Genomic DNA, 26,874 nt, shown 5'->3' with positions numbered 1-26,874 from the left:
AGTTGAAGCGAATGACCCGGCCACTGTTCCTTGCTATACTTAATAGCGAAATAAGGAAACGGAGGAAGTCAACGTGACAAATGAAGTCGTAACAGTTCAACACCTAGTTAAGACATATGGTAAGGGCAACGAAAAGAAATTTACCGCTTTGAAGGACATCAATTTTACTGTTGAGAATGGTGAATTCGTGGGCATTATGGGGGCGTCTGGTTCCGGGAAAACAACGCTGTTGAATATTTTATCCACTTTGGATAAACCAACAAGCGGGCAAGTTCGGATCAATCAGCAGGATCTGACCCAACTGAAGGGCAATCAAATGGCGGATTTCCGGGGGCATGAGATTGGGTTTATTTTCCAAGATTTCAACTTGTTGGAGAATTTGACCGCGGCGGAGAATATCGCTTTGCCGTTATCCTTGCAAGGTGTCGCGCCTAAACAGATCCAACCCCTAGTGATGAAAATCGCCAAACGCCTGTCGATCGAAAGCGTGCTGGATCACTATCCGACCGAATTATCCGGTGGGCAAAAGCAGCGCGTGGCGGCGGCGCGGGCGTTGGTGCATCAACCGACGATTTTATTTGGTGACGAGCCAACTGGGGCCTTGGATTCCAACAGCGCTCGGGAATTATTGGAAACCATGTCCAGCTTGAACCGCAACGATCAGGTGTCGATCTTGCTGGTGACCCATGATCCTTTCTCGGCCAGCTATTGCCAGCGGATCTTGTTCATTAAGGATGGCGAGATCGGCTCCGAATTGCACCGGGGCGAACGCGATCGGGCGGACTTTTATCAAGAGATCCTTGATAATCTAGGCACCTTTACGGAATAGGAGGGACACCATGTTAAGAAAGCTAGCTTTTAGCAGTATCAAAAGCCGCTTGAAGGATTACGTGGTCCTTTTCTCCGGCTTAGTTGTTGCCGCCGCAACCTTCTATATGTTCATGGCCTTGGCGACCAACCAGGATTTCTTGGGTAAAAACTCAATGCTCAGCGCCAACAATACCATGTTCATCTTCATTTTCGGCGCGATTTTATTGGCGATCATTACCTTCTTCTATCTGATTTACGCCAATTCATTTCTGTTGACGATGCGCCAACGGGAATATGGGATGTTTATGATGCTCGGCGCGAAAACCGGCAAAATCGGGCAATTGATTTTCATGGAAACTTTCTTGCTGGGGATGGGCGCCACCTTGATCGGGGAAGTTATTGGCATTGGCCTGACTCAAGTGGTCGCGCGCTTGCTGGTGCAACAAATGGGGTTGACTTTGCGCCATTTCAACTCGTTTTACTGGCCGGCCTTTCTAATTACCTTGGCCTTCTTCCTCGTCTTGTTTATTTTCGCGGCGATTTGGAATAGTCACAAATTAATGAAAACACCAGTACTGAAACTCTTACACAGCGCGGAACAACCAGTGCGAGCTCAGGTCAAACCGATTTGGTTGGCCGTTCAAGCATTGTTGGGGGTGGCGTTATTAGCAGCCGGCTACTGGTCAATGATCAATATTGCCATGTTACAACTTTTGGCGATTCCATTTGCCTTAGTCACGATCGTTTTAGGCAGCTTCTTCACCTTCAACGCGACTTTCATTTGGTTACTACGCCTCATGAAAAAGCACCGCTCCTTCTCATTACGGGGGATCCGCAATTTCACGCTTTCACAGTTGAACTTCCGGATTCATGATTACACCAGAATGTTGGCGATGATTTCGATTCTGTTTGCCTTGGCTTTAGGCGCGATCACTGTGGGCCTAGGCTTTCACAATGATTTAAGTATGCTGGTCAACTCGGTTGATGCTTATGATGTGAAGCTTTATAACCATTCGGCAGGGATCGACGCTGAAGTCGCTAAGTTGGATATCAAGGAGCAGGCGACCTATTCCTATAAGGTTAAAGGCAACGAGATCTATTATCGCCAAGACCAATTGCAGGCCCATCCGTTGTATTATTTTCATTATCAACAAAGTGGTGGCATCTCAATGCGCATGCCACAGCAGTGCCGTTTCGCGGCGAAGGACTATCAAATAAGTCGTGATGAACCGAATGGTGCCGTCCAGAACGCCTATAATCAGCTGGCAATCAAGTCGATTTATGGCGGCAACACTTTAACTGGTCATTTGGTTACCGCCGCCGAGTTTGCGCGACTGCCTGGTAAAACGTCCCAGTTGACGCTGATTCGCGTCCGAGATTTCGCGGCCGCCCGGCAGAAGATCGCCAAGATCGAACAGGCGCAACTAGCCGCAGCTCCTGAGTTTAGCGAGGTTTTAGAGAGCTCGAAATATGCCAATGCTCAAGTGGGAACGGCGATGTATTCGGGCATGATCTTCATGGGCTTATTCCTAGGGTTGTCCTTCTTGGCGATGCTGGCCAGCTGCTTGATGTTCAAGATTTTGTCGGGCGCATACAGCGACGTAAAACGCTATGACATGCTGAACAAAATGGGCGCGCGAACCAGCGTGTTAAAAGCGTCAGTAGCTAAAGAAATTGGTGTCTTGTACGCGTTACCTGGTTTGTTAGGCATCATTCATGTGTTGTTTGGGTTGCAGCTCTTCAAATTATTGCTCCTCAACCCATACCGCGGGATCTGGTTACCTTTCCTGATTTTCCTATTGCTCTACGGCCTTTATTATTGGCTGACGGTCACCCTATATCGGGGCATCGTGATTCCCAAAGTAGAGATCGACAAATAAAAACTGATTTCAATTCAAAAACGACCGCGGATGTTGATTCCGCGGTCGTTTTTTCGCTGGTTGATGAGGAAAATTTAACGCCTATCTGCTTGGCGTGTTGCACGCCAAATGCAGCCTGATTGCTGTTTTTCTGTGGTTAAAAAACGTTCAACTGATTATAGCTCAACACATCGATACCTTGGTCAGTCAATTGGATTTTGGTGACGCTGGCATTGCGGGGCGCTACGGTGACATCGAAACGACCTTGGCCGAATTTCTCCACAATACTGCGGATCGTGGTGCCGTGGCTGACCAGGAGGACATTATCGCCGTTGCGATTTTGCTCCCGGAGCATTTTGAAGCCCTTGCCGATTCGCGTCCAATACTGGGTCGCGGTTTCCGCGTCATGGAAAGGGTCGATGGCGTTCATGAAGTCTTTGGATTTGTCGATGCCATATTGCGCCACCAATTCCTTGAAACTGGGAGCACCATGGGGCGCGCCGACTTCATACCACGTTTGCGCCGAGTCAGCGCCTTCGAAGTAACCGTAGAAGACCTCACGGAAAAACGGCGTGGTCGTATAAGGCACGGTGGTGTTCATGTTTTTGCCGAGAATAACCTCACAGGTCCGCATCGCTCGGGTCGTGTCCGATGAATAGGCGTGGGTGAAGGTCAAGTGTTTCAGCCGCTGGGCCGCTTCCTCAGCACCGGCGATGCCCGCTGCCGTCAAAGGAGAATCACTCCAGCCTTGCATCCGATTGAATTTGTTGAAATATGTTTGACCGTGACGAACAAGATAAACGGTAATTGTTTTCATTGATTATTCCGTCCTTAAGGTTGATAGTGGCCGCCTTCAACGTCTTTGAGGAACTTCGCCAAATGTTCGAAGTAAACGTCAGGGTTATCCATCATATGATGATGCCCGCCATTTGGTGTGGTTTCCAGCCGGGCGTTCGGGATTTGTTCCGACATCCGCAAGGCCGCTGAGAGGGGCATCGTTTCGTGTTGGCCAAATGTTAATAATGTTGGCACGGTGATATTTTGAATTTGTTTGCGCAGGTCGAAATCTTTCAACTTACCGGTCACCACGAATTCATTGTCCCCCTGAAAAGCGTTGTAAACGGGAGTCGCCATGGTGGAAATCAAATGACTGATTGCTGGTGGTTGCCGGCGATCAACGAAATTCCGATTGAGAACATCCACATATTGTTGGTATTGGGGATCATTCCAAGTGCCTTCCCGCTCGCAACGTTGCATATAGGCCACCGCCTCTACTGGCAGGGTCTCTTCGCGAACTTTATTGATGTGGACCACATATTCGTCAATATTGTCGATCATACTGGAAATGATCGCGCCTTTTAAATGTTGACCATATTTCAAGGCATAGAGCATGGTCAACGCCCCGCCCCAAGACTGCCCAATCAAGTAAAAATGATCCAGACCGAGTTTTTGCCGGACTTCCTCAACTTCATCAAGGAAGTAGTCAGTGGTCAAATATTTCGCGGCGATCTCTGGGTCACTGTAATCCGGTTGATCTGAATAAAATGAGCCCAGTTGATCATACATATGGACTTGGACGCCCAAATCGGCTAGTTTTTCGCCGAAATTCTCCCAATATTCGTGGGTGCCGCCAGGGCCACCGTGGAGGCAAAGTAAGTGAATGTCTCCTTGACCCTGAGTGTTGGTCCAAAGATGATAGCCATTATCGAGTGTGAGAATCGTTGTTCCTTGTTTCATGCTGCGCCACCTAGTTTCTTCTTATTTGTGGATCGGGTTGGTTGGATCATCGCGTGACAACCCCATTCTAACATGTTCCCGGGGACTTGTTGCGCTGATTTTATGACCGTTTTGTGCTGAATCACTTGCAGAAACCCAGCTTAGGCCAGGATTTCTTTGATCTGTTTGACCTCATCATTGGTGAAGGTCAGATGGTCGGCCACAGCCAAGTTGGCCAACAGGTTGGTTTCGCTGGTCGTGCCGATGATCACGCTGGCCACCGCTTGATCGCGAAGTAGCCAAGCTAAAGCCATTTGCGCCAAAGTCTGATCCCGCTTTTGCGCCACCGCCTCCAGCTGATTAAGTAAGTCGACCACATGAGCCTTCCCCTGGTTGAAAATCGCGGTGTTTGACCAATGAATCGGGAAATCATCGGGAATGCCCTTCAGGTAGCGTTCGGTCAAAAGTCCCTCAGAGAGCGGCCCATAGGCGACTAAACCCCGATTATAACGTTTGACCGTTTCCAACACGCCATTATGCGCAACCTCGGGACGTAACATATTATAGGAAGATTGATTGACGACAAACGGCACGTGGTATTTGGTCAACAGCGCGATCATCGTTTCGCTTTGCGCGGCGTCATAATTGCTAATGCCAATATACATGGCCTTACCTGCTTCGACGATCTGCCCCAAAGCCAGCGCGGTTTCTTCCGGATCCGTCTCCGGATCAGGGCGATGACTGTAGAAAATATCCACATAGTCCATCTGCAAACGTTGCAAACTATGATCAATACTTTGAAGTAAATTTTTCCGGGAATTGAAATGTTGGAAAGGACTCGGCCCCATTTCAAAGCCCGCCTTAGTCGTGACGACGAGCTCGTCACGATAGGGTTTTAAGTTACGTTGATAAACTTGACCGAATAATTTCTCGGCTGAGCCACGATCTGGTTTGCCATAATTATTCGCTAAGTCGAAACTGAAGACACCATGGTCGAAGGCCGACAGAATCAACTGCTCTCGGTCAGTAAAAGGGTCCGAACTACTGAAATGACGCCAAAGTCCTAAAGTAATGATCGGTAATTGTAAACCGGTATCGCCAACGCGACGAAACGGTAGGTGTTCATAACGATCTGTTGCTGCTGCGTACATGATTAACTCCTCCTTGAAGGCGTGGCGCCCAACGCGCCCGCTTTTTGTTGGTTCGCTCAAAGCAACGGCCATCTTAATTCTAGTTATAATTGGTATAGGTTGCAAGTCGTGATTGGCAAAAGTAGGTTGGCCGCAGCTTGCGCTGCGAAATTCGGGGTGAGCTCGCTGTGGGCGTCACTTTGAGCTTTTCGGAAGCCCACCGAAAATCTCAAAGCTGAGCCTTATTCTAAGCGGCAAAGCCGCTAAGAATAACGACACGGCGATCTCACCCCGAATTTCTCCGCTCCAGCCGCTCAACGTTATAACAGCCGTTTGAGCACTCACGCCGGCTGGCAAACTATGGCCAATTGATGGAGAACCACGCATTTGACGGCCGTGGTTAGTTGTTACAAGCTTTAAATTGGTGACACCAGGACAGTCTATCTGATGAACTAAGGCAAGTTCTTGATGAATCAACTGAATCGGTCGGCTTTCCACACGTGGCTTGTTACGGAAATGAGTAAAAATGTTCAGCCTACGCAAAATGCTCCGACCTCCTAATCCGAATCCGTTGGTGTTGCCGTACCACCCCAAAAATGGGCAATTGATTGACCACCACACTTGCAAAACCACTTCGTCAAATCCTTCGCCTCGATTGCAGATAGGCTCAATTCTGTTCAGCAACCGGCTGGGACTGCGCGGCTCAGTGGTGAAATTGTCCTTGGCGGCTTTGCCGCTTAGGACAAGGCTCGATTTGAAGACAAGCCGCTGGTCTTGCGGATTGGCTTCAAACGACGCCCACCACGTTCCAGTCCGCAACAGCAGTCCCAGCCGGTTGCGCTCACGCGCAACACCCAGCACACCTGCAATCAAACGCCGAACAAGATGTTATCATACCCAAAATCATACAAGCCAAGTTTTTAGCAATAAGTGACCGGCAGCCGCGCGCTGATCAGCAACATCATCGGCCGGCGGAATTCATCGCGCATACCCGGCTGATCCAGAAGCGCCTGTGGTGGTTGCGGTTCAACCACATGCTCGATTTGAAAACCATGGGCCAACAAAGTCTCCAAATAAGTGGTCAAGGTGCGGTGATACTTGGTCATGGTTGTGCCCAAGAAAGTCACTTCCCGTGGGCCTTCGTCGAAATAGCGATCGACGGGGAAATGATCGATCACACCATCAGCCCGGTAGATCCAATCTTGTTGGCCACTGGCGGTGAACAGCGGATGCTCCACTGAAAAAATAAATTGGCCGCCGGGCTGTAAATACTGTTCGATTTGCGACAAGACTTGGTCAAATGAGGGCAGATAGTGCAACGCTAAAGAACTGAAGACCAAGTCGAACCGTTGGCCGGGAAAAGTAACGGTCGCCAAATCACCCTGCCGATAGCTGATATTGTTGGCGTGGGTCAAACTGCGCGCCTGGGTTAACATTTTCGCGGAAAGATCCACGCCAATCACCTGACGCGCCCCGTGATCGCTCGCATAGCGACAGTGCCACCCATAGCCGCAACCCAGATCCACCATCGTTTTCCCTTCAAAGTCAGGAAGCAACGCCTGCAAAGCCGGCCACTCACCGGCGCCAGCCAAGCCCCGTTGACTCCGATTCATCTGGGCATACTGCTGGAAAATTTCGGATCGTCATAAATATTTGTCGCTGCCACTGAAATCACCTCGTTTGTTTTAAGTGCAGGCCAAACCTAATCGTGCGCGCCACGCAAAGAGACCCGGTCCGCTATTCAACTCCGCCAGTGCTACCACACCTCACCAAGGGAAAAAGAGAAAAGAAAATCGACCGCCAACCCACAAAGCAACTTCGTCAGCTCCTTCATCCTAAATACGAAAGAGTCACAACTTCCTAGCAACAAAATTGATTCAAAAGTTGACACGAAGATCTGTCTTGATAAACCCAGCAATCTATCCTGGTGTCACCAATTTAAAGCTGGTAACTACTAACCACGATCGTCGATTGCGTGGTCCCTAATGAGTGGACATGGCCTAACAGCAGGCGTGAGTGACCCAATGACTAAGATAACGTTGAGCGGCTGGAGCGGAGCGTGGCGTTGGTGGTCTGTTCGTTTGTCGGCGGAAGGTCGGGCTGGGGGTGAGTCAGCCGCGATATTATTGTTGGCGATTTATCGCCTACAATAAGGCCGAGCTTGAAGATTTTCGGTGGTTTTCCGAAAAGCTTCAAGTCGTGCCCGCCGCGTTCCACCACCCCCAGCCCGACCTGGAGCCCCACCACATCTGCCAACCACCAACGCCCCGCGCAGCGCAAGCTGCGGCCAACCTACTTTTGCCTGCCAAGTCCCCGCAACGCCGCGCGCTCATGATCAGTATACCGGATTTTGGGGCCAAGAAACTGAGTTCCTGGTTGTTTCAACACTTTTGCAAAACAAGTTCATTTTTCAAGACTTTTTCAAAGAATATCATGGACTTTTTCAGAAAATAATTGAATAATGTAAGCATTGAAAGAATCTGGCAGTGACACGGCCAAGTGGCGTGTGGGGTGCCAATCTGCGAGGGGAGTGGAACTGATGACAGATTTGATGATCGCGCTGTGTGCCTTTGTCGGCGGCGGTTTACGCCTAGGGGCCACTCAGGTGTTGCCATCTCCGTGGGCAACTTTAGCGGTGAATTTGTTGGGGGCGCTGTTGCTGCCCTTGTGGAATGATTATTGGGGTCCGGGATTACAATCGCGGCGGCAATGGTTGCATGTGGGCATCGGAACGGGATTTTTTGGTTCACTGACAACGTTCTCCAGTTTCTGCCTTGATGTGATCAAGTTGCTGGCGGCTGGCGCTTGGCTGACGGCGGAAATCTATCTGCTGATCAGCATGGTTGCCGGAATTTTATTGGCGTGGGCGGGGATCACCTTGGCCCAACATTTGAACGATCAAGGAGGTGTCCACTGATGCAAACATGGTTGTTGGCGGGCTTGGGCGCAAGTCTTGGCGCGTTAGGTCGTTATCATTTCACGGCGCTTTACAAGCGGGCTCGACCGGAGTTAGGGTATCAAGCCACGCTGTTGATCAATTTGAGTGGCGCCTTTTTACTGGGCTTCATGGCGGCCAGTACGGTCACGCAAACTTGGTATACCTTTCTCGGGACCGGTTTGTGTGGTGGTTGGACCACGTTTTCCACGTTGAACAGTGAATTAGGTGGTCAACTCGCCAGCGAGAATTTCCGCCGCGCCTTACGCTATGGTGGGGCCACTTACGGATTAGGTCTAGGCCTGTGCGCTTTGGGTTGGGTGCTGGGCCATCGTCTTTTTTGAGGAAAAATGTTAGAATTAATCAGACTAGCACAATGATAATTAGCAGAGTGAGAGCCACCCCGGGTAGCGGTTGAGCATTAGCCTAGCCATTGTTTTGGAAGCTGGGCTTTGCTTCCGGAACAATGGCGTAGCTAAGCGGAAAGCGCTGGGGAGGCGAACACGTTTCAAAAAGCAGAGTGCGAACCGACCTGGTCAGCTTCTGAGCATTAGCCTAGGCAGGATTTTGGAGGCGGTCCATGCCTCCGGAATACTGGCGTAGCTAAGCGGAAGAAGCTAGGTTGGCGAACACGTCTATAAGGAGCAAAACGATGACACGAAAATCAATCATCACCGGCCTAGCAGCCTTGATCGGGTTTCTGTTCGGCCTGTATTTCAAACATATTTTCATTTACACCATCATGGGTATGGCGGTGGGGTATTTGATTGTTTTCTGGATCCCTTATTTCCGCAACTGGTATCAACGCCGGCGCCAGCAGAAATAAAGCTGGCCGGACTGCGAATCGTGACAGCATCAAGGCCTACACCTTCAGGACTAGTTCGCGGAGGTCACGGCTAAAGGGGAGTTTTGACCGGATCTTAGGTGATCCGGTTTTTTTGTTGGGCAAGTGGATCAGCACTCATAAGATTTAGGCTATGCTTTTGATTGCATATTTGTTGACAGCAGAATACCCATCAGGTTAAAGTTAAGCTACCGATAAGTAATTATTGGTGATCATGTTTAGAAAGGGAGTGTGTTAGTGCTACATTTTGTTTGGGTATTGATCGTGGGCGCGGTCATTGGTTCCTTGGCCAGTGCGATCGTCAATCGCGATTTACCCATGGGTTGGCTCGGTAATATTTTTGGTGGTTTGGTTGGCGCCTGGTTAGGGGAGCGATTCCTCGGTACTTGGGGCCCAATCATTGGCGGCATGGCGATCGTTCCTGCCTTGATCGGCGCAATTGTTGTTGTGCTACTCACTTCTTGGCTCTTCAATAAAACCCGGCGCGCTTGATTCATCTTGTCCCCCCACAAGATCCCCCACAGCAAGCGTGCTGACCTCAACTTCCCCCTTGGCAGATCAATGACGTCCCCCCGTTATTTAATCAGATCAGCTGCGATCAGCTTCAATGAGAATAGGAGTGAACAACATGAGTTTCGCCAGTGAGAAAGATCAAGTCAAAGGTAAGCTTAATGAAACAGTCGGCAAGGTCACCAATAATGATCAACAAGAATTGAAGGGTAAAGCCCAAGCCGCGACAGGCAAAGCGAAAGAGAAATTGGACCAACTTGCTGAAAACGTCGCGGAGAAAGTCAATGAGAAACTAGATCAGCGACACAAGCATGAATAGCGTGTGATGATGGGCTAATTGACGGAAACTTGTTTAACACCAAGAACCGGCTCAGCGTCACGGCGACTTTAATATAAAAAATGGCTCAGCGAACGGACAACGCTTAACGGCGATCTCCGGTTGACTGGGTCATTTTTGTCGATTCATACAAATTAAATTGGACCAGCGGCGGCTACATTCTCGGTAAAAGACGAGGTCAGCTGGTTCACCCGCCAAGATTGACTGGCGGTCAGCGGCCCACCGCTGCGCCGGCCACCTGGTTACTTGGTGAGGATGAACAAGGGCTGCCTACCTGTTACTCCCGGCGGCGTGCTTGAATGGTTATTTGAAGGCGTTGATGATGGCGGCAATCAGCGTCTCCACCCCAATACCAGTGAAGAGCACCCCAATCAATAAACTGGTCCAGGTAGCCCATCCCCGAAAGGCATCCTTCGCTTTGCCAGCGTTACGAATGTATCTGACCACCGCGATCAATTGCCAGACGCCCACACCTGAGAGAATCACACCAATGATTGCCGGCGCGATAACTTCGCTTGAATCCATCCCTAATTCCTCCATTTTCTGCCAATTCCCAATTGGCTATCCTCAGTTTAGTAGACTAAGGGTCATAAAACAAGAGGCTTCACAAATGAATGGCGTCGCCGAAGCCGGCCTGCTGTACGCGCTGGTTGCGTATCGGCGCAGAAAGCAGTTGCGCGGAGCACGTTTCAAAATGCAAAGCGCGTGGTTTCTTAGCAGCGGGCTAACCGAATGACCGGTCACTAATGGCGGCTGCGGGTATCTCAGCGGGCAAATAGCATCCACCAGCTAAGAAGAGATAGGCTGAAGGTCTCCAGATCGAGGCGAACAAAAAGGCATCAAACGAGGGGCGAAGTGGAAGAATCAAGCTCAAATACTTTTGTTCGTTACGGTTTTGTGATAAAATTATTCAATACATTTTTGGCAATGACAGTGATATTCGAAAAGGTTGTGGGGAATTGACAAAAAATGAGAAGTTTATCCGTCAGACACAAGCGGCGGAACAGCGCCATTTAGATGAAGTGATTACGAAGATCGGGCGTGCGCAAACGAAGGCGCGCCAATCGATCGACCAGGCGAAAAACGATACGCAGTCGTTGAATCGACAATTCAATGAAGAAGTCCATTTAAGTTACGGTAGCGATACGACCAATTTGGAGACGGCGCTGTCGATTCGCCAGCAGCAACAAATGCTGCAAGAGCGTGAGAATAGTTGGCAACAGTCGGCGCGGCAGCTGAACACCTTGAAACGGTTGGCGAAAACGCCTTATTTCGCGCGCCTTGATTTCCATGAGCATGGTGAGCCTAGACGAGAAACGATTTATATCGGTCTAGGTTCCTTTAGCGATGAGCACGATCATTTTCTGATTTACGATTGGCGGGCGCCGATTTCGTCGATTTACTACGATGGCAAGTTGGGCCAGGTCAGTTATCAAACGCCTGATGGGGAACAGACGGTCAATGTGTTACTCAAGCGCCAGTTCCTGATCAAAGGTGGCGCGATCGAGTCAATGTTTGATACCACGGAAACCATTGGCGATCAGATGTTGCTGGAAGTGCTGGGGGAGAAATCCAGCACGCAGATGAAGTCGATCGTGACCACGATCCAACAGGAACAGAACAAGATCATTCGCAATGTGGCGGCGGATCTGCTCTTCGTTCAAGGCGCGGCTGGTTCCGGGAAAACATCGGCGATCTTACAACGGGTCGCGTTCTTACTGTACCGTTATCGCGGTAAACTAACGGCCAGCCAAGTGATCATGTTCTCGCCAAACCAGTTGTTCAACGACTACATCGAGAACGTTTTGCCGGAATTAGGCGAACAGAACATGGTACAAATGACCTACGCCCAATTCATTGGCCGGCGTCTGCCGAAAATGACGATCACGGATCCGGCGGCGAATTTCGAGGTGGCGCAAACGACGACCGCCAAAGCCATCTCGCGGGTTAAAACCGATCTGCGCTTTTTCAAGGCAGTAGGAATCTATGCGCGTCATCTTGAAAAACAAGATATGCGTTTCAAAGATTTGAAATTCCGCGGCAAGCCTTACTTCAGTAAAGAGAAAATGGCGGAAATCTATTACAGTTTCAATGAAAACTATCATTTGGCCAACCGGATGGACGCGACTCAAGAGCGCTTGATCCAGTTACTGAACAACAAAGTCGAGCCTGAGATCCGCAAGAATTGGGTCGCTAAAGCGGTGGAGAATTTAAGCGATGAACAGCTACAAAGCCTGTATGCCAAGGCGGATCAAGAGTTCGCTTCCAGTGACGCCGAGTTTAAATATTTGGCTCGGAAAATTGTCACCAAAGAATTACAGACAGTTAATCGGGGGATTCGTCGTTTCCGTTTTATCAATAGCCGCGCCCAGTATTTACATTTCTTACAACAGGTCCCTTATCTGATCGATTTGGCAAGTTTTGGCGTCACTAAAGAGGACTGGAACCAAGAAGTGGCCCAAGTACAGGCGGACTTCCGCGATAAACGGCTCCGGCTTGATGATGTGAGTCCATACTTATACCTGTTCGATCTGATCACCGGTAAGCAGGTCGACCGCAATATTAAGTTTGTTTTCATTGATGAGATCCAGGATTACACACCTTTTCAAGCCGCTTATTTGCAAGCGTCATTCCCGAAAGCCCGTTTCACGATGCTGGGAGATTTGAATCAAGCGATTTTCACCCACGCGACCAGCAGCTCGTTATTGAGCCAAGTTCAGAAGCTGTTTGACCCGGAAAAAACCGAAGTGGTCCAATTGACCCGCTCCTATCGCTCAACAAAACCAATCACCGAATACACCCGGGCCCTGCTGAGAAACGGCCAGAAGATCGATACCTTCGATCGCGCCGGAGACTTACCCAATATTGCGATCCGTGCCGACGAAGCGGCGTTACACGAGTTGCTGTTGCGCACATTGCAGGAGAACGATCAGCGCCAGTTGACCACCGCCATCATTGCCAAGACCAAGCAAGAAAGCCAGGATCTAGCCCAGTTTCTGAAAACGGCTGGTTACCACGCCACCTTGATCCGCTCAGAAAATCAACGCTTGGCCGCCGGCACCATTATCGTTCCCGCCTACTTAGCCAAAGGATTGGAATTTGACGCCGTCGTCATGTGGAACGCCTCGGCGACCAGATATCATGACGAAGACGAACGCCAATTGGTTTACACCATTGCGTCCCGGGCGATGCACCGCTTAACGATCCTGGCCCAAGACGAATTGTCCCCGCTATTAAGCGCCGTTCCGGCCACACTTTATACCGTGGAATAGCCGGTTCTGTTGCTCGATGGGAATTAGCTGGGACAAGCCCTTAAACACGCTGGCTAAAATTGGTGGAGAAGTGCCGGAAAAACGGCTTAAAGAGTCTTGAAATCATCAGGAAAATGTCTTAAAAGACTTAAAGTCGTTGAAGGTATTGAAAGGTGCTGGAAGTACTAGAAACGTTAAAAGTTCTAAAAGTTCTAAAAAGTGCTAAAAGTGAAAAAAACGTCAAAAGCGTCAAAAGCGTCAAAAGCGTCAAAAGCGTCAAAAGCGTCAAAAGCGTCAAAAGCGTCAAAAGCGTCAAAAATATCAAAAATACTGAAAGTACCCATAATACTAAACTCGCCAAACACGCCGAACGCGCAAAGTATCAAAAGTACCGAACGCGCCCCCAAGCATCAAAAGCATCAAAAGCACCAAAAGTGGTCCACCGGAATGGCGATTTTTTCGCGAAAACATCTGCGACCTCTTGGCAAAAGAACTGAATAGTGTAATAGTATGAATGGACTGTATTAGTCGTAGGGCGCTGACGGGGATCTGGTTTTGCATTGCGGTCGCCGTGATCTGCCAATAATTGAAGCGGGTCCACTTAGCACGACCGCGAAATTGTGATTGAAATACTGTTTTCAAGGAGTTATCCAAATATGGCTTTGCCAGAGAACTATGATTATTTTACTCGGGAACAATGGCGGAATTTTCATGGCAAGAATCAACTGAATACGGTCACCGGCGATGAGCTGGCCCAGATTGCCGCCCTGAATGACCGCATCTCGCTGACAGATGTGCAGGAAATCTACGTGCCGCTGCGTCATTTGATCCACGTTTATTTGCGGCGCTATCATCAACTCGTCGAAGATAAAGCGGATTTCCGCGGCGAAACGGTCGCGCCCACACCGTTTCTGATCGGGATCTCCGGCAGTGTCGCCGTGGGCAAAAGCACCACTGCGCGACTGTTACAATTACTACTAAGTCGGTCGTTGCCCAATCAGAAGGTCCAATTGATCACCACCGATGGGTTCCTCTATCCCAACGCGGAGTTAAACCGGCGCGGCATTATGGCGCGCAAGGGTTTTCCAGAAAGCTACGACATGGAACATTTGCTGACTTTTTTGGACCAGGTCAAATCCTATCAACCAGGAATCAAGGTTCCACGTTACTCCCATCAAGTTTATGACGTGCTGCCTGACAGTTACGATGTGATCGACCGCCCGGATATTCTGATCGTGGAGGGAATCAACGTTTTGCAACTGCCGACCAATCAGCAAATCTACGTCAGCGATTATTTCGATTTCTCCATTTATGTGGATGCGAAAGCGGCGCTGGTTGAAGAGTGGTATTTGCAGCGTTTCGGTGTATTGTTGGACACGGCCCTGCAGGATCCGCTGAATTACTATTACCCCTACGCGATTGGCGACCGCCAAGCCGCCTTCACGATGGCGCGGCAGGTTTGGCAGGATGTCAACTTGAAGAATCTCCGCGAGTATATCCTGCCCACGCGTAATCGCGCCGACTTGATCTTGCATAAGACCGAACACCATGTGATTGATAAAATCGGTTTGCGCAAGTATTGAGTAGAATCTAGCTGAAAAGTGCCGTTTCTGTTTCGGATTTCTCGCGTGGTTGCAGGTGTGGTAGGGTTTGGATGTGGACGCAACCGCCTCAGGACGTTTGTCGTGGCTGGAACGCGGTGGGCATCGTTTGAAGCCAATTCCAAAAGCGGGAATTGTCTTCAAATCGAGCCTTATTCTAAGCGATAAATCGCTAAGAATAATCTCACCGCTGAGCCACACGTCCTGAGGCGGTTGCTAGGCAGAATTGAGCCTATCTGCAATCGAACCGAAGGATTTGACGAAGTGGTTTTGCAAGCGAGAGGTCAAAATAATTACCAATTTTGGAGTGGTACAGCAATGCCAACGGATTTGGATTAGGAGATCGGGACACATTGTGTGAGCTGAACATCATTATCGCACTTGAACGGATTCTGGTTGGCAACCGACCGATTTGGCCGATTCATCAAGAATCTGGTCTGTTCATCTGACAGACTGCACTGGTGTCACCAATTTAAAGCTTGTAACCACTAACCACGGTCGTCAATTGCGTGACTCCCCATCAATTGACGATAGCTCGCCCAGTTGGCGTGAGTGCTCAAACGGCTGTTATAACGTTGAGCGGCTGGAGCGGAGAAATTCGGGGTGAGATCGCCGTGAAATTGTCCTTGGCGGCTCTGCCGCTTAGGACAAGGCCTGATTTTGAGACAAGCCGCGTACTTTGCGGATTGGCTCAAAACAGCGCCCACAGCGAGCTCACCCCGAATTTCGCAGCGCAAGCCGCGGGCACGCTACTTTTACGACTATCCCAACCAACATTATGGCCAAGATATTTTTACCAAACATTGCCGGATATTTTCCCCGCAGTGATTGCTTAACCGCGGGAAAATCGTTATGATAAGAACAGTGACTGGCCCCATCAGCGGGGGACAGATATTTTCAGAAAACCAGTTGTTGTGTTAAGCAGAACCAGCATTAAATTCAAAAATTGGAGTGTGACAAAGATGGCGACAGCCGACTTGAAAAGTGTCGACAAAATCATTGTTTTAGATTATGGCAGTCAGTATAACCAGTTGATTACACGGCGGATCCGCGAATTCGGCGTTTATTCGGAATTGCTGCCGAATACGATCACAGCCGCAGAAGTGAAAGCAATCGCGCCTAAGGGGATTATTTTCTCCGGAGGGCCCATGAGCGTTTACGACGAGAATGCCTTCAGCGTTGATCCTGAAATTCTTGAATTGGGCATTCCGATTTTGGGAATTTGCTACGGCATGCAGCTTTTGGCGTACAAGCTGGGCGGCAAGGTCGAATCTGCGGATAATCGCGAATATGGCAAGGCACAGATCGAAGTGACTGATCCGGAAAATGCGCTTTTCAAAGGCTTGCCTCAGGAACAGACGGTTTGGATGAGTCATGGCGACTTGGTCAAGGCCGTTCCCGCCGGTTGCCACGTGGTTGCCACCAGCAAGAACGCGCCGATCTCGGCGTTTGCTGACGACCAGCGCAAAATTTACGGTATCCAATTCCATGCCGAAGTCCGCAACACCGAATATGGCAACGACATCTTGCGCCACTTCACTTTTGACGTGGTCGGCGCGACGGCGAACTGGTCGATGACTGACTTTATCGACCAACAAATTGCCCAGATCCGCGCCACCGTTGGCAACAAAAAAGTTCTGCTGGGCCTCTCCGGCGGCGTTGATTCCAGCGTGGTCGGCGTGTTGTTGCACAAGGCGATCGGCGATCAGTTGACGAGTATTTTCGTAGATCACGGTTTGTTGCGCAAAGGTGAGGCTGACCAAGTCATGGCCAGCTTGGAAGGTAAGTTCGGCTTGAACATCATCAAAGTCGATGCCCGCGAACGCTTCCTCAGCAAGTTGCAGGGCGTTAGTGATCCTGAACAGAAGCGGAAAATCATCGGCAAAGAGTTCATCGAAGTTTTTGACGACGAAGCGACCAAGCTCAACGGCATCGATTTCCTCGCTCAGGGCACCTTGTACACCGATGTGATCGAAAGTGGTACCAGCACCGCCCAAACCATCAAATCCCATCATAACGTCGGCGGCTTGCCAGAAGATATGCAATTCCAGCTGATCGAACCATTGCGCACGCTGTTCAAAGACGAAGTGCGCGACCTGGGCGAAAAGCTGGGCATGCCTAGCGACCTGGTTTGGCGCCAACCATTCCCGGGACCTGGCTTGGGCATCCGCGTCATCGGCGAAGTGACCGAGGATAAACTGGCAATCGTCCGCGATAGTGACTTGATCCTCCGCGAAGAAATCAAAAACGCCGGCCTGGAACGCGAAGTCTGGCAATACTTCACCGTCCTCCCCGGCATCCGCAGCGTCGGTGTCATGGGCGACGGCCGCACCTACGACTACACCATCGGCATCCGCGCCGTCACCTCGATCGACGGCATGACCGCCGACTTCGCCAAGATCCCATGGGACGTTCTCCAAAAAATCTCCGTCCGTATCGTCAACGAAGTCGCCCACGTCAACCGCGTCGTGTACGATATCACGAGCAAGCCACCAGCTACGATCGAGTGGGAGTGAAAAGATACATGTGAATTGAAGCTGAAATGTTGATTTAGCGGCATTTTTTGAGGATACAATTGGCGGGGAATTGTTACGTACCCCGCCAGAATCCCCGCCAAGTCTGGGCCGAATGAGGGCTGAGTTGGCGGGGATTTTTCATAAATATATTGCGACTTGAAAGGCACTACTTCTACATCCTGGAATTTCATATAATAATGATGGATTGGATTGCGGCCGGGAATTGCTGGGAGTGGCTGGTGGATTTTTTTGAAAGAGTATTCGGAGGACTTTTTATGGCAAACGATAATGGCGGTGCAATTGCTCAGAAAGGATTCACGTACCAGAATGCGGTTATATCGTTGGTTGCAATTCGAAATTATCAGAAGCCGGGGTTTCAAATCTTTGTAGAGGCAGATGACGATTTTGAGATTGTTTCTGACAACAATTATCATGCATACATTCAGGTTAAGGGCCATAAAAGAGTGAGCTTGAAAACTCTATTGAGAAAATCGGCTGGTAAGAAGTCGATTCTCGAAAAGAATCTCGGCTCCGGCGATAATAATGCATTACATAAAATTGTAGTCTATAATTTTTCGGACAAAGATCTCAACTTGATGCAAGAAATCGATACTGACGAAATTTTTTGTAAAGCGTATTTGTTTAGTAAAGAACAGATGGCGATGATAAGTCACCCTCGTTCACAGACACTTTCTTTAATAAAAACTGATTTTAATTCTGATTTTTCTGCGGCTACCAAGTATTTAATCGGAGAAATGGCGGCTGAAGGCATTTCTGTCGATAAGAAAGGACAGATAGCTCTAGGCGAACTTTGGCAACTAATTTTGCAAAAGTCGGAAAAGGAAATCCAGAGTAGCGACGATCGTGAGCTGAAGAAAATAACTGCGAACGATCTAATTCCAATTTTCGAAAAAGTCGCTGCACTGGAACTTTTCGATGAAATTTTGAGCAAGTTTGGTTTTAGTCTGTTTAGAAATAAAAAAATCAAGCTAGAGAAGTCGAAGATTATTTTGCAGTATACCACTGAAAAAGCGGTGGCTCTGAAGTGGCTCGGCAACTGTGACCTTGAAAAGACTAATGAAGTGGATTTAATTCGAAACTTTTTGACCACAGGTATTTTACACGGTTTGGATGAAAATACTGTATATGCCATTTGTATTTCGGCTTATTGTGACGTGTTAGGGGGACTTGACGTTGAAACTAGTTATTAAACATATCATGATTATTGATCCTGAGCATGAAGTTGCAAATAAATTTAAATTTGGGAAGTTGTCAAACATATTCCTTAGTGATGATAATGAAGTTGGGAAATCAAGCTTATTAAAGTCGATTTATTATACTTTGGGTGGAAACGTCAAATCGTTTACAGCAGGGTGGGATTTTCAAAATTATATTTTCCAAATCGAATGTGATATTGATGGGCAATCCGTAACTATCCAGAGATTTAATAAGGTCTTTTTGGCGAAAAGTGCTGGGGACATTTATTCTTTTGCAAATGAAAAGGACTTTTCGATTTGGGTACAGGACAAAATGGGGATGAATTTAAAGCTTCAGACCAAATCCTCAGACAAGTATCACACCGCTCGTATGAACGCTGTGTTAGCACCATTTTATATTGATCAAGATCAGTCATGGGCGTCATTCTATCGGGACTCGTTTGAAAATCTGACAATGTATAAAGATCAACCTAAGGCAATCTTTGAATATTATCTTAAGCTTTCAAGTAATCAGCTGATTGCACTTGGGGAGCAGCTAAAAGCACTGAGTAACGAAAAGAATGAGGTTGACGGACAACTTCGTCAGGTGGAGGGTGTACGGAAATCGTATAGCAGCGAAGCAGAAACGGATGTCATGAGTCCAAAAGAGTTCGATGAACTCAGAACGGAACTAAATGAATACGTTGCAATTACTGATGATTTGCAGACCAAAATATCCTCCTATTCTAACCAGGTTTCAAAGACAAAGATGAAGCTAGACAATCATCGGCACGATTACGCGGAAATTCATAAATTGCTATTGGCTACTAATGCACGATTCCGAGACATTGAATATGAATGCACATATTGCCATTCACGGTTAACTAGAGAACAGTCACTAACTAGACTTGAACTTGGTGATAATGACTTCGAAATTCGTCAACGCGAGATAGAGGCTAAGCAGGATATAGAAGTGGATCAGGCCAATCTTGACAGTCTGTTATCGACGTTAACTAGTTTACGTTCTGATTTCGATGAAAAGAACAGACGAGTAAGCAGCCTCAGAAATGCCAGTAATATAGATAAGTATGTCGATCATCAGGTAATAACGAAACTTGGTCAACTCGCAGGCAAGTATCAGGTAAAATTAAGTCAATTGGAAGCGTCAATCGGCGAGAAAAAAAAGATCAGCGTGAGGAGCGTGCGACGCTTAAAGCGGCTCGCGAAAGCAATGAATTGAATTATGAACAGATTAAAAGTGATATTGCCATTGAACTTGGGGTACCAAGCGTGTCTAACAAACCGTTTTTAAACTTTCAGAAGGTGAAGGATGCGGGTACGGCTCTAAATAAGATACTATTGTGCTTATATTTAACGTATTTTGAAATCATGGTGTCGCGCTCAAATACAACATTTCCTATGGCAATGGATTCGTTTGTAAAAAATGAGATTACCGATTCGAATGAAGATAAAATGTTTATGGCTGTTCAAAAGCACTTTATGAGTCTTAATAACCAAACTTTCTTCTCTCTGATTAAACGAAATAAGTCTAAATTAGACTTGACTAATAGCCGGGTCACGATTCTTAAAAAGCCAATTTTAATTGATAGTGCATATAAGCAGTTGGTTTCCGAACTAATGGTTGCAGAAGACAATCCAGATGGTAATGTCGGTAATGAAAGGTGATTAGAGTGCAATGACAGAGCAAGACGTATCAAGGTCGGATGATATTTCAGAGACCCTCATTCGTGAGCGGATGCCTGAAGTACTCGACATTCTGTTGATAGACCGTACAAAATCAACCACCAGAAATATTCAGAATATCATCTGGGCAAATGATAATTATATGCAATTTGGAGCTAAGGCATATGCCCCAGAAGCGCAGATAAAGCCGGAATTGGTCACTGGTGTAATGGATAGCATTATTATGCCGCGTGCACTAAAGCCCAGTGATCTGCAAAAGGAGAGAACCAAGGCAAAAGCCGAGGTCTTTACGCCAACATGGATTGTTAAGAAGCAAAATGATGCCGTTGATGAAAACTATGCGAGCGATGATCTTGAAACTTATACAAATCGGACGTGGCTAGAGATCACTTGTGGCGAAGCACCGTACATGGTCAGTCGCTACGATATGGATACTGGTGACGGAATTCAATTGCTGGATCGGGTAGGATTTGTTGATCGTAAACTTCGTCGAATTAACGCTGAAGTCAATGACCAAGCGACATGGCAAATGCTTGTAGAAGCTGCTTATAAGGCAAGTTATGGCTTTGAATGGAGCGGTGATTCATTGCTCCTAGCTCGTGAGAACTTACTCTACACTTATCGAGATTATTTCATGGCGAAGTGGCGCGTTGAGCCGGACAGTGAGCAGCTGAAGACGGTTGCAGAGATTATTAGCTATAATGTTTTTCAAATGGATGGCCTGAAGTTCGTGGTGCCACTCAGCGAAACTCGGGTAAAGGTTGTCCAGCAGGAAATTTCTTTATTCGATGATCCAGCGGATGTCCAGGAAGAGTGGATTACAAAGCCAGGTAAGCGGGTTAAGGTTATGAATTGGAGTAAAAATAAGATGGAATTCTTTGATAAAGGGGTCGCGTAAGATGGTTGATAAAACAAAAATCAAAACTACAAGAGTGGTTTACCCACAGATTTATGCGTATACGTTACCACAGATAGCCAAAGACAACGGCTGGATTAAGATTGGCTACACTGAACGCGAAGATGTTGGTACCCGCATTCGTGAACAAACGCATACTGCGGCAGTTCGACTGAATGCAAATAAGCTGTGGTCTGAACCGGCCAAGTATTCAAGAGGCGATGGATGGTTCACTGATAAGAAGTTACATAAATACCTAACTTCGCAAAAAGACGTTAAACAACGGCTGAATACTGAATGGTTCTACTACGATGGGACGCCTGAGCGCGCACACGAAGATTTTGTAGACTTTCGAGATCGCAAATCGGATCAGTCTAAAGGTACCTCTGAATATGCTTTGCGAGCTGAACAGCAAGCAGCCGTTGAAAAGACTGTTGCCTATGCTAAAAATCATGTTGGTGGAGAATTTTTATGGAATGCTAAGCCGCGTTTTGGTAAGACGCTGACAACGTATGACTTAGCGCGAAAACTAAATGCTGAAACCGTGCTGGTTGTGACCAACCGTCCAGCAATTGCCAATTCATGGTTCGATGACTTCGAAAAATTTATCGCATGGCAAACAGACTACGCCTTCGTTTCTACGACTGATTCACTCAAAGAACGTCCATCTATGAGCCGCGACGATTATGTTGATCAGTCACTAGCTGGTGGCAAGCAGCGGATGATTGCCTTTATCTCTTTGCAAGACATCAAAGGTGCCATTCCATTTGGTGGTGGAGCGGATAAGCTTAAGTGGGTCAAAGATTTGCATTGGGATTTGTTAGTTATTGATGAGTCTCATGAAGGCGCGGACACCTTAAAGGCCGACGTTGCATTTGATAATATCAATCGTGATTTCACGCTAAATTTATCTGGTACGCCGTTCAAGGCCGTTGCCAGGGGCACGTTCAACGATGATCAAATCTTCAACTGGACGTATGCTGATGAACAGAACGCCAAAGAAAACTGGCCGGCGGATGATGAGGAACACAATCCATATCGGAGATTGCCGCGGCTGAACCTATTTTCGTATCAAATGAGTCGGATGATTACTGATCAAGTTGATGCAGGCGCTCAAATTGATGGTAAAGACGAGGATTATGCCTTTGATCTCAATGAGTTTTTCTTGACGAATGATTCTGGTAAATTTATTCATGAAGACGACGTCCGCAAGTGGCTACGCAGTCTTTGGGAAAATGAAGGCTACCCATTTTCAAATAACGAACTGCGTAACGAATTAAAGCATACGTTCTGGATTCTCAATCGAGTAGCTAGTGCTAAGGCACTTGAAAAGTTAATTAAAGGCATGCCTGTTTTTGATGGTTACGAGGTGGTCATTGCCGCTGGTGATGGCCGTACAGATGATGATCAAGTTCAAAACGTGCGGTCTCTTGATCGAGTTCGCAAGGCCATTGCGGAAAACGATAGGACAATCACACTGTCTGTTGGCCAACTGACAACCGGGGTTACCGTTCCAGAATGGACTGGTGTTTTAATGTTGTCGAATATGAAGTCGCCCAGTTTATATATGCAAGCCGCGTTCCGTTCGCAAAATCCTTGGACATATACCGAGAATGGTATTCGCAAAGAAAAAGCCAACGCTTACGTGTTTGACTTTGCTCCAGAACGAACGCTGACAATCTACGATGATTTCGCCAATGATTTGTCTGGTGAAACCACGAATGGCGGCGGTACAACCGAGAAGCGCAAAGCTAACCTTAAAACGCTGCTGAACTTCTTCCCAGTTATTGCAGAAGATACTGACGGTAAGATGGTTGAGCTTGACGTTAACCAAGTGCTAACGATTCCAAAGAGCATCAAAGCTAAGGAAGTCGTTAAGCGTGGGTTCATGTCCAATCTTCTGTTCCAGAATATTGGAGGTATCTTTGCTTCCACTGAGGCACGTGAAATTTTAGAGCAAATGCCGGCTGTGTCTGAGGGTAAGACTGTTCCTAATCAAAATGCTAATCCAATCGATACCAAGGAAGTTAAGGTGGATGATCAAGGTGATGCGGTGGTTGAACCAGAAACAGTTGCCACAGCTGTTGAGCATCACTTCGGAGAAAAGATTTACGCTGAAGTCGAAACAGTTGCTGAGGGTATCAACGTTGAAGACAGTTCACGAATTGCCAAGAACATTGCTGACACTTTCCGTGCGCAGACGCTTGATAGTATGAAAAACCTAGCCAAAGATAGCGGAATGACCAATAAAGCCGCTGAAGCAGTCACGAATCAAGGTGCAAATGTAATTGCCCGTGAAGTTGAGAAGGTTCAAAAGCAAGCTGAAATCAAACTGAATGAAGCGCAAGTTGAGTATCAAACTAAGGTTCAAGAGGCTGAACGCAACACCGCTATGGAAGACGCAGTAAAGCGTCAATTTGCGGAGGCAGCTAAACGCGAACTGGAACAAAAGCATCAGCAGATTCAAGAAGGCTTTCAGAAGAATGTGACAGCGACCATCGTTGATAAGTCAAAAGAGGTCATTCAGTCATCAACTGAGACATTGCTTAAGAAGGCTGAAGACAAGAAGAAGAACACTGTCGAAGATGATATTCGTTCCCGTCTTCGTGGGTTTGCTAGGACGATTCCGTCATTCTTGATGGCTTATGGTACTGTCGATACAACACTCGGCAACTTTGATATCACAATCAGTGATGATGTCTTCCAAGAAGTTACTGGAATTACGCTGGATCAGTTTCGTAAACTTCGCGATGAGTTCCAATTCTTTGATCCTATTGTTTTTAATGAGTCTTGCCTAGAGTTCTTGCGTAAGCGGGTTGAACTGGCAAACTACTTTGACGATACGCATGAGGAAGACATTTTTGACTATATCCCGCCGCAAAAGACCAACCAAATCTTCACGCCTAAAAAGGTCGTTAAAATGATGATTGATAAGTTAGAAGAAGAAACGCCGGGTATTTTCGAGAACCCGGATAAGACTTTTGCTGATTTATATATCAAGTCTGGGCTCTATCTAACGGAAATTGTTAAGCGCCTGTATACAGGGTTGGCTGAACAGATTCCAGATGAAGATGCCCGCATCAAGCATATCTTGGAGCACCAAATTTACGGGTTTGCGCCATCCGAGATCATTTACAACATCGCGCGAAACTTTATCTTTGGCTTTGATGCCAGTGCAAATGATATCGACGATTCACACGTTGTTTGCCTTGATACCACACCTTATGCGATGGGGAATGGTGATTTTGAAACCAGGTGTGATGAGTTGTTTGGAAAGGAGATCAAGTAATGAAATTTGACGTTGTAGTGGGTAACCCACCGTATCAAGAAGAAACACATGGTCGTGAAACTGCAAACGGTCAAAAACGAGTTAAGAGTATCTTTCCTGTATTTCAAGAGTTGGCGGACACTATTGCCCAAGACTCTGCATGTTTAATTTATCCGGGTGGGCGATGGATTCACAGATCGGGAAAAGGGATGACCAAGTTTGGTTTGGCACAGATCAACGATCCACACCTCAAAACATTGATGTTTTTTAAAGACTCTGGTGAGTTATTTGACGGGGTAGGTATTTCTGACGGCGTTTCAGTCGTTCTAAAGGACTATCACAAGAATGACAATACGTTTAATTATGAATATTTTGACCATCAAGTTCACGTTTCGGTTACCCGCCAGTTTCCAGGTGAAGATTTATTACAATTAAACCCACAAGATGAATCCGTTGTTGCAAAGATGGATGCGTTTGTTGCAGATCACGGTCTGAAATATTTGCACGACAGTATATTCTCGCAAAAGTTATTTCAAATTGAGAGTGATTTTGTTGAGAAGCATCCTAATGACGTTACGCCATATAGTGGTCAAACATTTGACGAAAAACATACGGTCAAAGTTCTTACTAATGATAAGGCTGGAAAATCGGGACGTGCGAAGTGGTTTTTAGTAGATCGAAGCAAGATCCCGGCGAACCACGAACTGATTGACGAATTCCAGGTAATTGTGTCAAGTGCTAACGCGGGTGGACAAAAGCGTAGCAATCAAATTGATATTGCGGACAATCATTCGGCATTCGGACGGGCCCGACTAGCACTTAAGTCGTTCAAGACTGAGGTTGAAGCAGAGAATTTTCTGAAATATGCAAGTAGCACTTTGATCAAGTTTGCGTTTCTGATGACTGATGAATCGCTGACATCTTTGGCGAAAAAAGTGCCTGATTTGATAGATTATACAAGCTCTAACAACTACATCAATTACTCATTGAACGTTGATGATCAGGTAAACAAATTGTTTGGAATTACAGATGAAGAGATAACCTATATGATGTCTCAAATTCCGGATCGTGATTAAATTGTTTCAAAAAACATCAGCTGTGTCGCGTAAAGTATACGGTCTGGCTGGTGTTTTTTGCCACTAAATAATAGGTTGTAGATAATAGGCGTTACCACCACAAAATAATCACCTTCACGAGTTAAAAATACAGCGCATAATTGCGTGATTTTAGTGAAAATCATTAGCGGACAGATTCCAAAGTGATGGGAAACAGAAAAGCTTAGGAGGCTTGCCAATGTATGGCGGACTGGTATTAAAATTTTTCGATGGACAATATCCGGAGCGAGGGAAGCAATTGCTGGACGGAAGATTCTATTGTGCTCCTTTAACCGATTTCAGAATGGGTGAAGCGAAAGAGGAAGTTTCGTTCATTAATGATCCGATGGAGGGATACGTAATCGCCAAGAATCCCAACTATCGAACGCTAAAGGGCGAAGTTGGGGATAAACAATTTCAGAGAATTACCCACACTTCTCTCGAAAACGTAGGGATTTGTTGTTTTGTCTATCTGGATTTGAATCGAGATTTTGTTCACGCTGGTAGAGGGCAAGCTGTGATTGACCCTACAGTCATTGAACAGTTACGCTATTCGTTCTCAGATGAACCAGCTGTAATGTGGTTTGAGAAAGAATTCTCTGAGATGATGGAAGGGATTCAAATTATTGACAAGGATGATATTTGTTTCGCCAATTATGCTCTGGTGAATTATCTTGAGGGAATCGATGGTTCGTATGCGCGTATGGGAACGTCACCTAAAGAAACGCTCGATTATTTTCTGACAAAGGCTGTGTTTCAGAAACAAGCAAGATTTTCCTTTCAACGAGAGTTTCGATTAGCTGCTCTCTCAACTAATATCCGCACGAGTAGTCGAACCCTTGTTAGCCAAAAGTCAGCAAGAGGACAGATCTTTCCGAACCTAGAAACATTGCGTGGTATCACTCTAGATGAAGTGTTTTGAGTAGTGTTTTTGCAGGCCCACGTTCTGAGTGTTAAGGGTGATTTGAATTCACTTTTTCAGTGCATAGCGTCGGCGTGGATGTGGGTGTGCTGAACATTTTGGAGCGATACAGATCTGCTTGTAACATTAAAAGTACATTACAGTTCAACTTTCAGTTTCAAATCGCGTCCTACAAACCGTCTGTATATGGTGAGAGCGAAAGTTCTCACAGATCTTCCGGAAGGGTCTTGCAACGCATCGCCGCCGTGCGCGGCGTGCAGCGCGAAAGCCACAAGCCCCCGGTCTC

26 protein-coding genes are annotated in these 26,874 nt (G+C 47.2%); 20 read left to right on the top strand and 6 right to left on the bottom strand.

Going from position 1 to position 26,874, the window contains the following annotated elements; genetic code table 11:
* Window positions 1-73: 73 nt before the first annotated feature.
* Entirely contained in the window at window positions 74-829 is a 756-nt protein-coding gene (locus tag ACYVSB_RS01335) for an ABC transporter ATP-binding protein (protein ID WP_461218125.1), read from the top strand.
* 10 nt (window positions 830-839) lie between these two features.
* Window positions 840-2,690 carry an ABC transporter permease gene (locus ACYVSB_RS01330; RefSeq protein ID WP_461218124.1) on the top strand — a complete coding sequence of 617 codons (1,851 nt, stop codon included), beginning with the start codon at window positions 840-842 and terminating at the stop codon, window positions 2,688-2,690.
* Window positions 2,691-2,826: 136 nt separating this feature from the next.
* Here ACYVSB_RS01330 and ACYVSB_RS01325 read toward each other — a convergent pair whose 3' ends face one another.
* From ACYVSB_RS01325 to ACYVSB_RS01305, 5 genes are all read right to left on the bottom strand, one after another.
* Window positions 2,827-3,486, bottom strand: a complete 660-nt coding sequence (locus ACYVSB_RS01325) for a histidine phosphatase family protein (RefSeq protein ID WP_461218123.1) — start codon at window positions 3,484-3,486, stop codon at window positions 2,827-2,829.
* Between the two features lie 14 nt (window positions 3,487-3,500).
* Entirely contained in the window at window positions 3,501-4,406 is a 906-nt protein-coding gene (locus ACYVSB_RS01320; protein WP_461218122.1) for a proline-specific peptidase family protein, read from the bottom strand.
* Between the two features lie 140 nt (window positions 4,407-4,546).
* A complete protein-coding gene (locus ACYVSB_RS01315) occupies window positions 4,547-5,536 on the bottom strand; it encodes an aldo/keto reductase (RefSeq protein ID WP_461218121.1) in 990 nt (329 codons plus the stop codon).
* A gap of 174 nt (window positions 5,537-5,710) precedes the next feature.
* Entirely contained in the window at window positions 5,711-6,376 is a 666-nt protein-coding gene (locus ACYVSB_RS01310; protein WP_461218120.1) for a hypothetical protein, read from the bottom strand.
* Window positions 6,377-6,435: 59 nt separating this feature from the next.
* Complete coding sequence (locus ACYVSB_RS01305) at window positions 6,436-7,128, bottom strand: class I SAM-dependent methyltransferase (RefSeq protein ID WP_461218119.1); 693 nt, start codon at window positions 7,126-7,128, stop codon at window positions 6,436-6,438.
* 372 nt (window positions 7,129-7,500) lie between these two features.
* Here ACYVSB_RS01305 and ACYVSB_RS01300 point away from each other — a divergent pair, with 372 nt between their 5' ends.
* From ACYVSB_RS01300 to ACYVSB_RS01275, 6 genes are all read left to right on the top strand, one after another.
* Window positions 7,501-7,668 (top strand): hypothetical protein, encoded by a 168-nt coding sequence (locus ACYVSB_RS01300; RefSeq protein WP_164511152.1) that lies wholly within the window; start codon window positions 7,501-7,503, stop codon window positions 7,666-7,668.
* Between the two features lie 386 nt (window positions 7,669-8,054).
* Window positions 8,055-8,432 (top strand): fluoride efflux transporter FluC, encoded by a 378-nt coding sequence (locus tag ACYVSB_RS01295; protein WP_125599891.1) that lies wholly within the window; start codon window positions 8,055-8,057, stop codon window positions 8,430-8,432.
* Window positions 8,432-8,794: a CrcB family protein gene (locus ACYVSB_RS01290; protein WP_125599895.1), complete on the top strand. Its 363-nt coding sequence runs from the start codon at window positions 8,432-8,434 to the stop codon at window positions 8,792-8,794. The genes ACYVSB_RS01295 and ACYVSB_RS01290 overlap by 1 nt, the downstream gene beginning before the upstream one ends.
* Before the next feature lie 308 nt (window positions 8,795-9,102).
* On the top strand, window positions 9,103-9,276 hold the full coding sequence (locus ACYVSB_RS01285; RefSeq protein ID WP_164511153.1) for a hypothetical protein: 174 nt from the start codon (window positions 9,103-9,105) through the stop codon (window positions 9,274-9,276).
* A gap of 255 nt (window positions 9,277-9,531) precedes the next feature.
* Complete coding sequence (locus ACYVSB_RS01280; protein WP_125599898.1) at window positions 9,532-9,786, top strand: GlsB/YeaQ/YmgE family stress response membrane protein; 255 nt, start codon at window positions 9,532-9,534, stop codon at window positions 9,784-9,786.
* Window positions 9,787-9,922: 136 nt separating this feature from the next.
* On the top strand, window positions 9,923-10,123 hold the full coding sequence (locus ACYVSB_RS01275; RefSeq protein WP_125599901.1) for a CsbD family protein: 201 nt from the start codon (window positions 9,923-9,925) through the stop codon (window positions 10,121-10,123).
* A 321-nt stretch (window positions 10,124-10,444) separates the two neighbouring features.
* Here the strand turns inward: ACYVSB_RS01275 and ACYVSB_RS01270 are convergent, their stop codons facing one another.
* Entirely contained in the window at window positions 10,445-10,666 is a 222-nt protein-coding gene (locus ACYVSB_RS01270) for a hypothetical protein (RefSeq protein WP_125599904.1), read from the bottom strand.
* Between the two features lie 434 nt (window positions 10,667-11,100).
* Here ACYVSB_RS01270 and helD point away from each other — a divergent pair, with 434 nt between their 5' ends.
* From helD to ACYVSB_RS01210, 12 genes are all read left to right on the top strand, one after another.
* Window positions 11,101-13,413, top strand: a complete 2,313-nt coding sequence (helD, locus tag ACYVSB_RS01265) for an RNA polymerase recycling motor HelD (protein ID WP_225422184.1) — start codon at window positions 11,101-11,103, stop codon at window positions 13,411-13,413.
* A gap of 152 nt (window positions 13,414-13,565) precedes the next feature.
* Complete coding sequence (locus ACYVSB_RS01260) at window positions 13,566-13,889, top strand: hypothetical protein (RefSeq protein ID WP_461218118.1); 324 nt, start codon at window positions 13,566-13,568, stop codon at window positions 13,887-13,889.
* A gap of 159 nt (window positions 13,890-14,048) precedes the next feature.
* Window positions 14,049-14,975 carry a type I pantothenate kinase gene (gene coaA, locus ACYVSB_RS01255; protein ID WP_125599907.1) on the top strand — a complete coding sequence of 309 codons (927 nt, stop codon included), beginning with the start codon at window positions 14,049-14,051 and terminating at the stop codon, window positions 14,973-14,975.
* A gap of 542 nt (window positions 14,976-15,517) precedes the next feature.
* A complete protein-coding gene (locus tag ACYVSB_RS01250) occupies window positions 15,518-15,829 on the top strand; it encodes a hypothetical protein (protein ID WP_125600058.1) in 312 nt (103 codons plus the stop codon).
* A 126-nt stretch (window positions 15,830-15,955) separates the two neighbouring features.
* Window positions 15,956-17,509 (top strand): glutamine-hydrolyzing GMP synthase, encoded by a 1,554-nt coding sequence (gene guaA / locus ACYVSB_RS01245; protein WP_461218117.1) that lies wholly within the window; start codon window positions 15,956-15,958, stop codon window positions 17,507-17,509.
* A 239-nt stretch (window positions 17,510-17,748) separates the two neighbouring features.
* Window positions 17,749-18,720 carry a dsDNA nuclease domain-containing protein gene (locus ACYVSB_RS01240; RefSeq protein WP_461218116.1) on the top strand — a complete coding sequence of 324 codons (972 nt, stop codon included), beginning with the start codon at window positions 17,749-17,751 and terminating at the stop codon, window positions 18,718-18,720.
* Complete coding sequence (locus ACYVSB_RS01235; RefSeq protein ID WP_461218115.1) at window positions 18,704-19,945, top strand: endonuclease; 1,242 nt, start codon at window positions 18,704-18,706, stop codon at window positions 19,943-19,945. The genes ACYVSB_RS01240 and ACYVSB_RS01235 overlap by 17 nt, the downstream gene beginning before the upstream one ends.
* Entirely contained in the window at window positions 19,942-20,391 is a 450-nt protein-coding gene (locus ACYVSB_RS01230) for a hypothetical protein (RefSeq protein WP_461218114.1), read from the top strand. Before ACYVSB_RS01235 ends, ACYVSB_RS01230 begins: the two co-directional genes overlap by 4 nt.
* 10 nt (window positions 20,392-20,401) lie before the next feature.
* Window positions 20,402-21,307, top strand: coding sequence for a restriction endonuclease (locus tag ACYVSB_RS01225; protein WP_461218113.1), 906 nt, complete (start codon window positions 20,402-20,404; stop codon window positions 21,305-21,307).
* Between the two features lies 1 nt (window position 21,308).
* On the top strand, window positions 21,309-24,593 hold the full coding sequence (locus ACYVSB_RS01220) for a DEAD/DEAH box helicase family protein (RefSeq protein ID WP_461218112.1): 3,285 nt from the start codon (window positions 21,309-21,311) through the stop codon (window positions 24,591-24,593).
* A complete protein-coding gene (locus ACYVSB_RS01215) occupies window positions 24,593-25,648 on the top strand; it encodes an Eco57I restriction-modification methylase domain-containing protein (RefSeq protein WP_461218111.1) in 1,056 nt (351 codons plus the stop codon). The genes ACYVSB_RS01220 and ACYVSB_RS01215 overlap by 1 nt, the downstream gene beginning before the upstream one ends.
* A gap of 217 nt (window positions 25,649-25,865) precedes the next feature.
* Window positions 25,866-26,588, top strand: a complete 723-nt coding sequence (locus ACYVSB_RS01210; RefSeq protein ID WP_461218110.1) for a hypothetical protein — start codon at window positions 25,866-25,868, stop codon at window positions 26,586-26,588.
* Window positions 26,589-26,874: the final 286 nt, after the last annotated feature.

It is taken from the genome of Lapidilactobacillus salsurivasis (assembly GCF_054785215.1).
The sequence above is the reverse complement of the archived record's forward strand: the minus strand, read 5'-3'. Positions and strand labels throughout refer to the sequence as shown.